Genomic DNA, 12,549 nt, shown 5'->3' with positions numbered 1-12,549 from the left:
ATATCAACACCCGGCCTCAGCGCCGGGTGTTTTCATTTNGTCATATGGCTGTCATTGCCCCGTCCTATGCGGAGGCATCATGACAGAAAAANCTGCACCGCTTTTCTCCTTCGGCATTGTCGCCGATCCACAATACGCCGATGTCGCGCCGCGCCCGGATATGGGCCGCTACTACGCGCAGAGCCCTCAGAAGCTGGATGAGGCCATCGCCGCTTTCAACAGCCAAGACCTCGCCTTTGTCGTCACGCTGGGTGATATCATCGATCACGGCTGGGAAANTTTCGACATCATTCTCAACTGTTACGACAAGCTGCGCCACCGTAGCGTGATGCTGCCGGGTAATCATGATTTTNCGGTCGCGCCGCAGCATCTCGGCACAGTCCATGAACGCCTGTCGATGCCATCACCATGGTATGATTTCACGGTCGGCCATGTTCGTTTTGTGGTGCTGGATGGCAGCGATGTCAGCCTGTTTGCGCCCCCACAGGGTGATCCGCGTCGTGAACTGGCTGCGCAAAGGCTTGACGTGCTGAAACAGGCCGGTGCCATCAATGCCCAGAACTGGAATGGTTCTTTCAGTCCGGAGCAGGTGGCATGGCTTTCCGATACGCTGGACGCGGCTGAAAAGGCGGGCGAAACCGTCATCATCTTCTGCCACTATCCGCTCTATCCTGATAATGCCCACAATATGTGGGACGCGCCTCAAACCCTGGAATTACTCAGTACACGACGATGCGTGAAGGCGTGGTTCTGCGGGCATAATCACGTTGGCAATTACGGGCAGGTGAGCAGCACGCATTTCATGAATTTCAAAGGCATGGTCGATACCTTGGACGAAAACACTTTTGCCATTGCAGATATCTTTGAAGATCGCATTGAAATTCGTGGCTTCGGCCGCGAAGATAGCCGGACGTTGCTACTGTCAGCCTTGACAGACCGGCAGCAGGTCGCGGTGGCGCGGTGATAAAAGCCGACGGCCAAAGGCAACTTTATATACCTGATTTCGCTTTACAAATCACCGGAATGTGACTTCTTTTNGCCATGTGAAGCAGGCATCTTCGTCCACGCTCGCTCCAGCATGTCGGGCGGGTGGGACGCTGTTTTGCGATGACGACATGCGAGAACACAGAGCAGACACCCCTCCGGCGCGCNGGTTTCAGGAGAGAGAAACGATGAAGCTTAGAACCATTGCCGCTTCCATAATGATAGGCTGTCTTTGCGCCGGTGCGGTTTCCGCAGCTGGCGAGGTTGAGAAGCGCGAAGGCTTGATGAAGGGTATCGGCGGCGCCATGGGTGCGCTTGGCGCCATTGCCAAGGGTGAAAAGCCTTACGATGCGGCTACCGTCAAAACCGCTGTTACCACCATCAGCACCAATGCCAAGGCCTTTCCGGACCAGTTCCCGGCTGGTTCCGAGGGCGGCGCTGCGGCTCCTGCCATCTGGCAGAACTTCGTGGACTTCAAGTCCAAGTCCGAAAAGCTCGGTTCTGATGCCGATGCGGTTCTGGCGCAATTGCCGACGGATCAGGCCAGCGTTGGTGCTGCCATGAAGACCCTCGGCGCAGATTGCAGCAGTTGCCACCAGACCTACCGTCTCAAGAAGTAGTCGGTACCAGCCAAGGTCCGCCACCATACCGGCGGACCTTTTCGCATTGTAAATTCGGACGAATCGGAGAAGGCGATGGCTTCCATCTGGGCGAAGCTGGCGGGCGGTGCTGTTATTGCGGGTGCCGTCGGCCTTGGCGTTTTCATGTGGGTAACCGCGCCGCAACGCCAGCCACCAAGCCATTGGGCCAATCTGGGTGAGCCGAACCTTGCCAATGGTGAAACGCTGTTCTGGGCGGGCGGCTGCGCAAGCTGCCATGCCGCGCCGAATGCCACGGGCGACGCACTGAAGACGCTGTCCGGCGGGCAGGCCTTGCCAAGCCCGTTCGGCACCTTCCACATGCCCAACATTTCTTCTGATCCGCAGCACGGCATCGGCGCGTGGACAGTGGGGCAATTCGGCGATGCGATGACGCGCGGCGTCGGCAAAGACGGCGAGCATCTCTACCCGTCATTCCCTTACAACTCCTATGCGCGGATGACGCCGCAGGATGTGAACGATCTTTTCGCCTATTTGAAAACACTGCCGGCCAGCACCAATGATGCGCCGGGCCATGATCTGCCATTTCCCTTCAATATTCGTCTTGCTCTGGGTGGCTGGAAATTCCTGTATTTCGACAAGGGCAAGCCGCGCGTGCAGCTTGCCAATGCCGATGCGGAAGTCCTTCGCGGGCAATATCTCGTGGAAGGCCTCGGCCACTGCGGTGAATGCCACACCCCGCGCGATGCACTGGGTGGGTTCCTGAAGAACCAATGGCTAGCCGGTGGACCCAACCCGGAAGGTGAGGGGCGTATTCCCGATATCCGGCCTGAGTCCCAACCCATCGGTTCATGGTCGCAAGCTGATATCGCCAATTATCTCGAGACCGGCTTTACACCGGATTTCGATAGCGCCGGCGGTTCCATGGTCAAGGTGCAGCAGAACATGGCCCGCCTTCCCGCCGAAGATCGCAACGCGATTGCGGCCTACCTGAAGGCATTGCCGTCTCCGTGATCAGCCATTGACTCGGATCAGCTTCCGCCGGATAACGGTTGTGTGATGGTCTTTTCGGGTTCGCCCGGAAAGTGAAANGGGAACACGATAGAAGCGCGAGCTTTGATTCGTGGCTGCCCCCGCAACTGTGAGCGGATAGCCTGAAAACGAAAAGCCACTGACTGCAAAGTTCGGGAAGGTGTTTTCAAGGTTACGACCCGCGAGCCAGGAGACCTGCCATCACGTGAGTGTCGTCAATACCGGCGGGGTGTCCGGAACAGCACGGTTGGCAGGTCGGTTCTCCGGCCTTCAAGACCTTGTGTCTCTTTCCCCGTGGTGAATGTTGAATGCGGTCGTGCGGCTTTTGATCAGCAATGCGCCCACCCGCTCAGGAAGGGATCACCATGTCTATCCAGCAGAATACGGCCACATCAGCCGTATCAACCAAAACATCGAAGATTGCGCAGTCGTTGACAGCCGCCGCACTTGGCCTGTTCATCGTCGGTTTCGTGGGCTTTTCGCATGTCGAAGCGGTGCACAATGCCGCCCATGATACGCGTCATGCCAATGCCTTCCCTTGCCATTGAGGGAAACAGAGATGCCATTTTTCCGTAATATCGTTTTTACCGCCGTTCTGGTGGGGCTGATTGCCGGTCTCGCCGTCAGCGTCATGCAGGCTGTCGGCACCACGCCTCTCATCCTTCAGGCGGAAACCTTTGAAAATGCCGGCGGCGAGGCTGCTCCCGCTCACGCCCACGATGCCGCAACACCGGCCGACCATCATCATGATGCCGAAGCCTGGACGCCTGCCGATGGTTTCGAACGCAACGCCTACACCATCGCCGCCAATGTGCTGACCGCCATCGGCTACGCGCTGGTCCTGACGGCGTTGATTTCGCTACGCGGCTCAGAAGGCGGCTGGCGCGAAGGCATCTTCTGGGGTCTTGCGGGTTTTGCCGCCGTCATGCTGGCACCCATGATCGGTCTGCCACCGGAATTGCCGGGCACGCCCGCCGCCGCTCTCGGCGCACGTCAGATGTGGTGGATCGCGACGGTCGCCGCAACGGCGGGTGGTTTGGCGCTGCTCGTCTTCAGACGGGGTGAGCCATGGGCTGCGGTTCTGGCCGTCATGCTCATCGCCGCACCACACGTCATTGGCGCGCCGCTGCCGCCGGAGGGCGAACACGCTTTGGCACCTCTGCCACTCGAGCGCCGGTTCATGGTGCTGGCAACCGTTACCAGTTTTGTGTTCTGGATCATTCTTGGTTCGCTGAGCGGGCTTTTCTTCAAGCGTTTCGACGCTGCCCGATAAGATGAAAAATGCAGTCGAGTGGAGCGATGAACTCGATGCGCTGCGTTTTTCCGTCCCCGGTCATGGCGCGCCTTGCGCCATGCACCGCCTCGCTTTCAAAGCGCTGCTGCGGCAAGAGCCTGAAAAGGCAGCGTGCCTACAGTTTTNCGAGAGTAATAGCCCGGCCTTCTTGACGGCCGCCGCAGCCAAGATCGCCCGTCTTGCTTTGCCAGTCGACCGCAGCCTGCACCTTAACAGTCGGGATTNGCGCCGCGCAATGACGTCCGATGACACGCAAGGACCAGCACGTGCCTGCCGCATTCTTGATCGAAGCTGAGTCTACCGATGTTCCGCCGAAANCACGGTGATTTCGGCCTCCGCCTCCGGTCCCCAGAGGTCGAGTGCTTTCAACACCTCTGCTGCAAATGTCACCGGCGCGCTGCCAGGTGCGGTAATGATGCCCTTGTCGCTGACGGCTTGCGGCTGGTCGCGGTAGTGTTCCGCGCCTTGATAGCTCTCGTATCTGCTATGTGAACTCACCGAATTGCCGGTATGGGCCACGTGGTTCAGCACGCCGGTTCCCGCGAGCGCACTCGCCGCCGCACAGATGCCTGCCACTACGCGGTCCTGCGCGCGAAAGCGGTGGACGAGGTCGGTAAAATCCGGTGCCACACCCTTTTCCCAGATCAGCCCACCGGGAATGACCAGCGCATGGATCATATCAGGGTCCAACGCATCATAGGCCATATCAGGGGTGACTTTCAGGCCGCCCATGGAAACGACGGGCGAACCATCAGGCGTTGCGGTCAAGATGTCGACGCCCAGATACCCACGTGCCGCCGCAGTCAACAATGCGGGTTCCCAATCGGCAAAATCCTCGGTTAGGGCCAGCGCAATACGAGGCATTCTCTTCTCCTGCAATCAACCACGTTGAAACACTAAACCGAAACAAGACCATGCCAAAAGCCTGACCGGCACGGTCGGTTCCGTTGTGTCTATCGCACTAAGCTAACGCCTGCATGAAACGCATGCCGGTCACGGGGCGTGGTATGAAATCCATGTTTTCGTAGAATTTGTGCGCAGCGAAATTGCCGGTTGCGGCACCCACCGAAAGGAAGTCGCAGCCACAACGCTTGGCAACATCACGAGCGCGCCCCACCAGATGCTGGCCGGTGCCATGGCCACGGTGGCCATCACGCACGAAAAGATGGTGCAGTTCCATGCCGCGACGGCCTTCCTGCGCACGGTAGAGCGGCAAGAGAATGGCGTATCCGATCAACTCGCCATCGGCTTCGGCAACCAGCGCCGTAATCCACGGCACCTGGCCAAACAGGTCGCGCTCCAGCTTTTCAGCCGTAATCGCTGCCGCATCGCCATGGTGGGCGGCAAGCAACGTGATCATCTCGTTAAGCTCAGGCAAATCGGCCTTGCGCGCACCGCGAATGGTGACAACGGGTGGTCTCGGTAGGGTCAGAAGGCTGTCTTCGGTCATTTTCTCGTCCTTCGGGTTCTGGTTTAGCCGTCAGGACATTTGAAAACAACAAAGCCGCCTGACGGCGGCTTGTTGACAAAGTGATCTGTCGAGCCGCCCTTAAAGGAAGGCCCAAAAATACGTGCAGGAAATGGGTGCGCGTGCGTTGATCATGCGAGGTTCAATGCGCTCGAATCGTAATTGTGTCAAGGCCAGATTTCTGGTTTATGCAGAAGCTGTCATACGAAGCGACTTCGTCGCGATTGCTGCCTCTGCAATATTTGCCAGCGTTGTTTTCGAGTAGGCCTTTTTCAACGCGGTTTCAGCTGGTCTATGCGGCACGTTCGATAGGATAATTGGGGTGGTCTTTTTATAATGATGCGAGGAGCATTTCACCTCCGACTAAAACGGTCTGACCATGAAGCATCCTTGCAAGACGATCATTGCTTTGCCGAGCACTGAAGTGCCACAAAAATGATGACGACCATATTGCTGGTGCCAGTCGCGGCATTGTAGATTCGTTTGCTTTGCAAGCTTATCGGAGTGAGTATCTAGTGATGAAAAATACCGCCAACGTAATCGCCGTAGATCACGCAGGGTTCGTTGTATCCTCGTTGGATGAATCCATTCGGTTCTGGACAGACGCGCTTGGGTTCACGCTTGAACGGCAGTCTGAGATGGGGGGAGACTTCCTACATCAGGTAACAGGTGTCGATGATCCGAATGTGCGGACGGCGATCGTGAGATCGGAGGGCGGCTTCGTGGTCGAATTATTACAGTATTCCAAGGGCCAGCAGAACGGAACCGTGGCAAATAGCGCAGGCGCGATCGGTGCCGCTCATCTCGCGCTGACCGTCCGCGACATCCATGCCGCCATTGCTCACGTTGAAGCTGCAGGATGGAAGGTAAAGGGAAGTCCACAGGCCATCCCAGGCGGTCCGAGAAAGGGAACGATGACAGCCTATGTTTCAGGCCCCGACCATATTACGATCGAGTTCATGCAACCGCCTGCCATTGATGGGGCTCAGTAGCCTCCCCGATTAACCACCTATCCCGCCCGTCTGATCGTTCGCAACCGGGAACCGTCGCGATGATGCGGGTGGACTATTAGAAAGTCTGCCGGAGCCCGCTGCTTAACAGGCTGGCTCCCCACCCACGAACTCTTCCCTCAATGCTCATGCTCACACAGATCATGGTTCGACAGCGCCCGGATGACATAACAATCCTCGATCGAATGGCCGTCGCAATGGGAAACGATGCGCTCCAGCTCGTGTTCCAGCTTCTTCAGCTTGGCGATCTTTTCGCGGACGGTCGTAAGATGGTCGGCGGCGATGCGGTCGGCGCCGGCGCAGGGCATTTCCCGGTGCTGACTGAGCGCAATCAGTTCGCGGATGGCATCTATGTTTAGGCCGAGGTCGCGGGCGTGGCGCACGAAAGCGAGGCGTTCCAGATCAGATTTTTCATAGCGGCGCTGATTGCCTTCGGACCGTTCCGCCGCACGCAACAGACCCATCTGCTCGTAATAGCGAATGGTCGGCACTTTGACGCCGGTGTTTCGGGAAAGATCGCCGATGGAATACATGGTCGCGCCTCATATCTCTAGTTTCTAGAGATATAGCGATCGGCTGATCGGGTGACAAGCCGTGTCGGGCGGAGCTTGCGAAGTTCTGCGCCTCCCTATAATATACCCCCCTATACTATATTGAGAAAGTACCATGTCACACACTATCGAGAACAAGGACAAGCTTCTGGCCCGCATTCGTCGCCTTAAAGGGCAGATGGAAGCCGTTGAGCGTGCGCTGGAAAGCGGCAAGCCGTGCGGGGAGGTGCTGCAATTGCTGGCATCCGTGCGCGGTGCGCTGTCCGGGCTGACCGGTGAGGTGATGCAGGATCATCTGCATGAGCATGTGCTTCATGCGGAAAACGACGAAGAGCGTGCCCGCGCCACGGAAGAGCTGGCGCAGGTCTTGAAANCTTACATTCGATAAAGGTGCGGCATGACGACGACAACCGAGCATCCTGACGCCCGCGGCACCCACAGCCACGTCTTTCTGGGGCGGGATCACGAGCGCAATGAGCGCCGCGTATGGACGGTGATTGCGTTGACGGCTGCAATGATGGTGGCGGAAATCACGGCCGGGAGCTGGTTCGGCTCTATGGCGCTGACCGCGGATGGCTGGCACATGGCCACCCATGCCGGCGCGATGCTGATTTCTGCGCTCGCTTATCTCTACGCTCGCAGGCAGGCCAACAATGCCCGCTTTACGTTCGGAACGGGAAAATTTGGCGATCTGGCCGGTTTTGCCAGCGCTGTGGTGCTGGGCGTTGCCGCGGTGATGATTGCCTGGGAAAGCCTGCTGCGCTTCTTTGCGCCCGTGCAGATCGATTTCAACCAGGCCATCGCGGTGGCGATGATCGGCCTCGTCGTCAATCTCGTCAGCGCGTGGCTGCTGAAGGACGACCATCATCACGGGCATGACCCTGGTCACTCACATGGCGGCCACGCTCACCACGGCGATCATGCCCATCATGGCACGCATGCTCATCATGGAAGCCATGGGGGTAAGGACAATAATCTGCGCGCCGCCTATCTGCACGTCCTTGCGGATGCGCTGACATCCGTTCTGGCGATTGTCGCTTTGCTGTTGGGCAAATGGAATGGTTGGACGTTCCTTGATCCTGCCATGGGCATCGTCGGCGGCATTGTCATTGCCCGCTGGTCATGGGGGCTGTTGCGCTCTGCTGGGGCTGTGCTGGTGGACGCTGTTCCGCAGGGCGACGCTTTGGCGGGTAAAATCCGCCGTGCCGTTGAAACCGAGGAAGAGCGTATCACCGATCTGCATGTCTGGCAGGTGGGGCCGGGGCACCACGCCGCTATTGTCGCGATCAAATCGCCATCACCGCAGGCTCCGGCTTTTTATCGACATAAGCTGGCCGCTATCCATGAGCTGTCACATATCACCGTCGAAATCGACGCTGCGGAGCTGGTCTGAGCGTGGTGTGATGAAAGCATCTGCTCGTGCAGAGTTTGAAACTATAGAGCCGCCTTTGCGCGGCTTTTTCTGAAAATTAATCAGATATCAATCATAAATATGGTTGTTGAACGCGTCGTGAATCGTCGAGAGACAATGTATGTCAGTGTTCGGTGTAGGCCTGCCGAAGCCACTCAGCTTCCAACTGCATGCTGGTTCCACCAATGCTTTGCGTCGTGGCGCTCTCGGCGGAAACGTCGTTGTTGACCGTCCACAAAACATTGGCAAGCGACGTGGATTGCAGAGCGTTCACAAACGAAATCTTGCCGCCGCTCAGCGTCGTCTCTTGCTGTTCCGGCGTCACGGTTTCCGTCTGGCGCTTTTCGATATGCTGAGATCTGCTGTGCTGTGCAGAGCCTCCAATATTATTATCGATATTCATCGCAAGCCCTTTCTCTGACCCGTTAATGAAGTATTAACGGTCGAAGCTTGCGCGAAGCTTGCGTCGTCGCGGTTGAGGAGGTGTTCACCGCTTGACAGGCGTGAAAGTAGTGCTTCGTTTTTGCATTTTAGGGGCTTGCAAAACAGGAAATGGCTCAGTTCTGCCGATTCCCCAACGTAAAACGCCCTTCGCAACGTGAGTCGCGAAGGGCTGGGAGAATCACGCGATGCGCTTTTCCGGTTCTGTGACCACCGCTGGCGGTGGGGTTACGTCGGCAGGCGGTTCATCATCNTGCGTGGCGGGCGTCACCATGGCCGCCATCAGCGTTTCGATGCCGATGCTGCCGACAGTCTTGCCATCCTCGTCCACCACATGCGCGGTGGTTTCGTTGGCGTCGGTCATGTCGCGGGCAATATTTTCCAGCGTGTCGGTTTCCAGAACCGATAGGTTCTCCGGTGCGGCGGTTGCTGGCTCCATGACCGTCGTTGCCTGCAACACGCGGCCACGGTTTACATCCCGCACGAAGTCGCTGACATATTCATTGGCCGGGTGCTGGATGATGCTCTGGCCATCACCCTGCTGCACCATCTCGCCGTCCTTCAGGATTGCGATATGGTCGCCAAGCCGCAAGGCCTCGTCCAGATCGTGCGTGATGAAGACGACCGTCTTCTGCAACTCCTGCTGAAGGTCGAGCAGCATGGTCTGCATATCGACACGGATGAGCGGGTCTAGCGCCGAATAGGCCTCGTCCATCAACAGAATGTCCGCATCATTGGTCAGCGCGCGGGCCAGACCCACACGCTGCTGCATGCCACCAGACAACTGGTTGGGGTAGTTGTCCTCGTAACCGTCGAGGCCGACCCGTTTCAGCCAGTAACGGCCCTTCTCGATGCTGTCCTTCCGCGCGACGCCTTGGATATCGAGGCCATAGACGCTGTTTNCCAGCACAGTGCGGTGCGGCAGCAGACCGAACTTCTGGAACACCATGGCCGTCTTGTGGCGACGGAAATCACGCAGGCTGGAACCGTTCATGGAGCAGATATCCTGCCCGTCATAGAGCACTTCACCCGCGCTGGGCTCAATCAGCCGGTTGATGTGGCGGATGAGCGTCGACTTGCCGGAGCCCGACAGCCCCATGACCACGGTAATCTTACCGCCTGGCATGGTGATGTTGATGTTGTTGAGACCGAGAACGTGGTTGTGCTTGTCGTTCAGTTCGGTCTTGCTCAAACCGTTTTTAACGGCCGCAAGATGTCTCTCAGGGTGCTTGCCGAAGATCTTGTAAAGTTGGCGGATTTCGATGTCCTTAGCCATGTTGCACCTCGCGATATTTTNGCAAACGCTTGCCGAAGGCCTGGCTGGCACGGTCGAACATGATGGCAATGGCCACCAGTGCAAAGCCGTTCAGAAAGCCGATTGTGAAGAACTGGTTGTTGATCGCCTGAAGCACGTTCTTGCCCAGACCGCCGACGCCGACCATTGAGGCGACAACGACCATGGCAAGCGACATCATGATGGTCTGGTTGATGCCGGTCATGATGGTGGGCAGCGCCAATGGCAGTTGCACATTGAACAGCTTCTGGGTGTTGGAGGAGCCGAAGGCATCGGCCGCCTCCAGCGTTTCCCGGTCCACCATGCGAATGCCCAGATTGGTCAGGCGGATCATCGGCGGTATCGCGTAGATGACGACCGCAATCAGGCCCGGCACCTTGCCTATGCCGAAGATGACGACAACGGGGATGAGGTACACGAAGCTCGGCATCGTCTGCATCACATCCAGACCCGGATTGATGAAACGCTGCAACCGCTCGGACCGCGCCATGAGAATGCCCAGCGGCAGGCCGATGGCAACCGCGATCAGGGTCGCAATCGCCACGATGGACAGCGTCGTCATCGCATCGCGCCACAGGCCGACCGCGCCGATCAGACACAATGAAACGGCAGTGCCAAGCGTGATGCGAAAGCTGCGCCCGGCCAGATGGACCATGGCCAGCAGACCGAGAAAGATGATGATCCACGGCGTCTGCGTGAAAAAGCGTTCGGATGAATTCAAGAATAACTGCAACGGGTGCGTGACCGTATCGATGACATCGCCGTAACTGCGAACGATATCGCGAAACCCGTCATCGATAGACTTGCGCGCCACGCGCATGGTGCTGTTGCCAATGGCCGGAAACTTGCAAAGCATATCCGGCAGAAGATTACAGAGGGCCATTATTGTTTTTTNCCCTTAGTTTTTNGTGGAGGGGCTTGTGGGTGTGGCTCACCCCCNTCTGTCCTGCCGGACATCTCCCCCTCAAGGGGGNAGATCGGCAAGACGCTCAGAGATCGCCAAAGTTGCGACGTTTGAGTTGATCGAGAGGTCACCACGGGTCGATCTCCCCCNTTGAGGGGNAGATGCCCGGCAGGGCAGAGGGGGGTGAGCCAAGACCACTAGGGATCATGGCTGCCTCCTCACATCACATCGAAGCCTTGATCTTCTCAGCCACCTCAGGCGAAACCCACTTCGTCCAGATGTCCTCGTTATTCTCGAGGAAATACGCCGCACCGTCTTCGTTGGTGCCCTGGTTTTCGTCCATCCATGCCAAANTCTTGGCCAACGTATCGTTGCCCCACTGGCGTTTCTTGACGTATTCAGCGGATGGGCCAGCCTTTTCGGCAAACTCCTTGGTCACGACGGTGTAGACGTCAGCGACGGGATAGGCGTTGGGCTTGGGGTCGGCGCAATCGGCCTTGGCGATGCAGGTGTCGTAGGCTTCGCGGTCCAGCGGCACGCCGTCATCCAGCTTCACCATGTCGTATTTGCCCATGATGGCCGTTGGTGCCCAGTAATAACCGAGCCAACCCTGCTTCTTTTCATAGGCGTTGGAAATGGAACCATCGAGGCCCGCAGCCGAGCCGGTATCGACTAGCGTGAAGCCCTTTTCATCGGCCTTGCGCGCCTTGAAAAGATTTGCTGTCGTTGGCTGGCAGCCCNAGCCGGGAGGGCAGCCGTAGACCGCACCTTTGCTGGCATCCTCAGGTGCCGGGAACAGTTCGGGGTGCTTCAACGCATCTTCAACTGTCTTGATATCAGGGTGTGCATCGGCGAGGTATTTCGGAATCCACCATCCCTCGACACCACCGTCGCTCAGGATTTTTACGTCCTGAATGAGGTTGCCGGATTTGACGGCCTCCTCGTAAGGTGCGCCCAGAGTGTTCACCCACATTTCAGGCGCCATGTCAGGCTGGCCTTTTTCATTCATGGAGGTGAAGGTCGGTGTAGTGTCGCCGGTCACGATATCGACTGTGCAGTCGTAACCGTTTNCCATGATGAACTTGTCGACGNAAGCGGCAACGCCTGCGGATGCCCAGTTCATTTCAGCGATGGAGATGTTGCCGCAATCTTCTGCGGCGTTGGCGGTACTTGCAGCAGCAGCGGCGAGTGTGAAGCCTGTGACAAGAATGGTCGAGGCGAGGAGTTTCTTCATTGTAAGACCCCCAAGTCTAATGCAGTGTTCATGTGAGGCATACCGGGGCACTGCAAAGCCCGGCCTGCCAAAGCGCCGGCGCGAAATCGTATCCGCAGCCAGAACGCAGAGCTAAAGCCATGGAGCGTGGATTTCGCTAGGTGCAGCGAAAGCTCCATGTCGAATGACACGCGCGGAAAGACGAACGAGAACCCGTCAAAGAAAAGCCGCTACGAAGCGACGAAGAGAGCCGCAGTCACAGCGGCGAAAAAGCGCATAAATATGTCAACGCTTTCTATAATACGGCGAGAAGATGATATTGCAACGCAAAATGCCGCATCGCAGCCA

At 57.7% G+C, this 12,549-nt stretch carries 15 protein-coding genes and 1 riboswitch; of the genes, 8 read left to right on the top strand and 7 right to left on the bottom strand.

Going from position 1 to position 12,549, the window contains the following annotated elements; translation table 11 throughout:
- The first annotated feature begins 79 nt into the window (after nt 1-79).
- From CUC55_RS03050 to CUC55_RS03030, 5 genes are all read left to right on the top strand, one after another.
- Nucleotides 80-964 carry a metallophosphoesterase gene (locus CUC55_RS03050; protein WP_103086938.1) on the top strand — a complete coding sequence of 295 codons (885 nt, stop codon included), beginning with the start codon at nt 80-82 and terminating at the stop codon, nt 962-964.
- A 208-nt stretch (nt 965-1,172) separates the two neighbouring features.
- Entirely contained in the window at nt 1,173-1,604 is a 432-nt protein-coding gene (locus tag CUC55_RS03045) for a c-type cytochrome (RefSeq protein ID WP_067651799.1), read from the top strand.
- A gap of 75 nt (nt 1,605-1,679) precedes the next feature.
- Complete coding sequence (locus tag CUC55_RS03040) at nt 1,680-2,597, top strand: cytochrome c (RefSeq protein WP_067651802.1); 918 nt, start codon at nt 1,680-1,682, stop codon at nt 2,595-2,597.
- A 29-nt stretch (nt 2,598-2,626) separates the two neighbouring features.
- Nucleotides 2,627-2,832, top strand: a riboswitch (cobalamin riboswitch).
- Between the two features lie 148 nt (nt 2,833-2,980).
- Nucleotides 2,981-3,163, top strand: coding sequence for a CbtB domain-containing protein (locus CUC55_RS03035; RefSeq protein WP_067651805.1), 183 nt, complete (start codon nt 2,981-2,983; stop codon nt 3,161-3,163).
- Nucleotides 3,164-3,174: 11 nt separating this feature from the next.
- Nucleotides 3,175-3,888, top strand: coding sequence for a CbtA family protein (locus CUC55_RS03030; protein ID WP_067651808.1), 714 nt, complete (start codon nt 3,175-3,177; stop codon nt 3,886-3,888).
- A gap of 318 nt (nt 3,889-4,206) precedes the next feature.
- Here CUC55_RS03030 and CUC55_RS03020 read toward each other — a convergent pair whose 3' ends face one another.
- Nucleotides 4,207-4,773: a type 1 glutamine amidotransferase family protein gene (locus CUC55_RS03020; RefSeq protein ID WP_103086936.1), complete on the bottom strand. Its 567-nt coding sequence runs from the start codon at nt 4,771-4,773 to the stop codon at nt 4,207-4,209.
- Nucleotides 4,774-4,870: 97 nt separating this feature from the next.
- Entirely contained in the window at nt 4,871-5,359 is a 489-nt protein-coding gene (locus tag CUC55_RS03015) for a GNAT family N-acetyltransferase (RefSeq protein ID WP_067651816.1), read from the bottom strand.
- Nucleotides 5,360-5,895: 536 nt separating this feature from the next.
- Between CUC55_RS03015 and CUC55_RS03010 the strand changes: the two genes are divergently transcribed.
- Nucleotides 5,896-6,369 carry a VOC family protein gene (locus CUC55_RS03010; protein ID WP_082760304.1) on the top strand — a complete coding sequence of 158 codons (474 nt, stop codon included), beginning with the start codon at nt 5,896-5,898 and terminating at the stop codon, nt 6,367-6,369.
- 137 nt (nt 6,370-6,506) lie between these two features.
- Here the strand turns inward: CUC55_RS03010 and CUC55_RS03005 are convergent, their stop codons facing one another.
- The gene (locus tag CUC55_RS03005) at nt 6,507-6,920 is read right to left on the bottom strand and encodes a MerR family transcriptional regulator (RefSeq protein ID WP_067651818.1); all 414 of its coding nucleotides are present in this window, start codon (nt 6,918-6,920) and stop codon (nt 6,507-6,509) included.
- Between the two features lie 133 nt (nt 6,921-7,053).
- On the opposite strand from CUC55_RS03005, the gene dmeR reads away from it, so the two are divergent.
- Together dmeR and dmeF are read left to right on the top strand one after the other, a co-directional pair.
- A complete protein-coding gene (gene dmeR / locus CUC55_RS03000) occupies nt 7,054-7,326 on the top strand; it encodes a Ni(II)/Co(II)-sensing transcriptional repressor DmeR (protein WP_103086935.1) in 273 nt (90 codons plus the stop codon).
- 9 nt (nt 7,327-7,335) lie between these two features.
- Nucleotides 7,336-8,331 carry a CDF family Co(II)/Ni(II) efflux transporter DmeF gene (gene dmeF, locus CUC55_RS02995; protein ID WP_067651825.1) on the top strand — a complete coding sequence of 332 codons (996 nt, stop codon included), beginning with the start codon at nt 7,336-7,338 and terminating at the stop codon, nt 8,329-8,331.
- A 142-nt stretch (nt 8,332-8,473) separates the two neighbouring features.
- Here the strand turns inward: dmeF and CUC55_RS02990 are convergent, their stop codons facing one another.
- From CUC55_RS02990 to CUC55_RS02970, 4 genes are all read right to left on the bottom strand, one after another.
- A complete protein-coding gene (locus tag CUC55_RS02990) occupies nt 8,474-8,752 on the bottom strand; it encodes a hypothetical protein (RefSeq protein ID WP_067651828.1) in 279 nt (92 codons plus the stop codon).
- A gap of 219 nt (nt 8,753-8,971) precedes the next feature.
- Nucleotides 8,972-10,066, bottom strand: coding sequence for a quaternary amine ABC transporter ATP-binding protein (locus CUC55_RS02985; protein WP_103086934.1), 1,095 nt, complete (start codon nt 10,064-10,066; stop codon nt 8,972-8,974).
- Nucleotides 10,059-10,967 (bottom strand): ABC transporter permease, encoded by a 909-nt coding sequence (locus tag CUC55_RS02980; RefSeq protein ID WP_103086933.1) that lies wholly within the window; start codon nt 10,965-10,967, stop codon nt 10,059-10,061. The genes CUC55_RS02985 and CUC55_RS02980 overlap by 8 nt, the downstream gene beginning before the upstream one ends.
- Nucleotides 10,968-11,211: 244 nt before the next feature.
- The gene (locus CUC55_RS02970) at nt 11,212-12,222 is read right to left on the bottom strand and encodes an ABC transporter substrate-binding protein (RefSeq protein ID WP_103086932.1); all 1,011 of its coding nucleotides are present in this window, start codon (nt 12,220-12,222) and stop codon (nt 11,212-11,214) included.
- Between the last annotated feature and the right edge of the window lie 327 nt (nt 12,223-12,549).

Source organism: Agrobacterium bohemicum (genome assembly GCF_002896715.1).
Lineage (GTDB): Bacteria > Pseudomonadota > Alphaproteobacteria > Rhizobiales > Rhizobiaceae > Agrobacterium > Agrobacterium bohemicum.
Note: the sequence above shows the minus strand (reverse complement) of the source record. Positions and strands in the feature narration are given on the sequence as shown.

What these genes read in the sequence shown, in the direction of transcription:
- CUC55_RS03045 (WP_067651799.1), top strand. Translation starts at nt 1,173, where the DNA reads ATGAAGCTTAGAACCATTGCCGCTTCCATAATGATAGGCTGTCTTTGC.
- CUC55_RS03040 (WP_067651802.1), top strand. Translation starts at nt 1,680, where the DNA reads ATGGCTTCCATCTGGGCGAAGCTGGCGGGCGGTGCTGTTATTGCGGGT.
- CUC55_RS03035 (WP_067651805.1), top strand. Translation starts at nt 2,981, where the DNA reads ATGTCTATCCAGCAGAATACGGCCACATCAGCCGTATCAACCAAAACA.
- CUC55_RS03030 (WP_067651808.1), top strand. Translation starts at nt 3,175, where the DNA reads ATGCCATTTTTCCGTAATATCGTTTTTACCGCCGTTCTGGTGGGGCTG.
- CUC55_RS03015 (WP_067651816.1), bottom strand. Translation starts at nt 5,359, where the DNA reads ATGACCGAAGACAGCCTTCTGACCCTACCGAGACCACCCGTTGTCACC.
- CUC55_RS03010 (WP_082760304.1), top strand. Translation starts at nt 5,896, where the DNA reads ATGAAAAATACCGCCAACGTAATCGCCGTAGATCACGCAGGGTTCGTT.
- CUC55_RS03005 (WP_067651818.1), bottom strand. Translation starts at nt 6,920, where the DNA reads ATGTATTCCATCGGCGATCTTTCCCGAAACACCGGCGTCAAAGTGCCG.
- dmeF (WP_067651825.1), top strand. Translation starts at nt 7,336, where the DNA reads ATGACGACGACAACCGAGCATCCTGACGCCCGCGGCACCCACAGCCAC.
- CUC55_RS02990 (WP_067651828.1), bottom strand. Translation starts at nt 8,752, where the DNA reads ATGAATATCGATAATAATATTGGAGGCTCTGCACAGCACAGCAGATCT.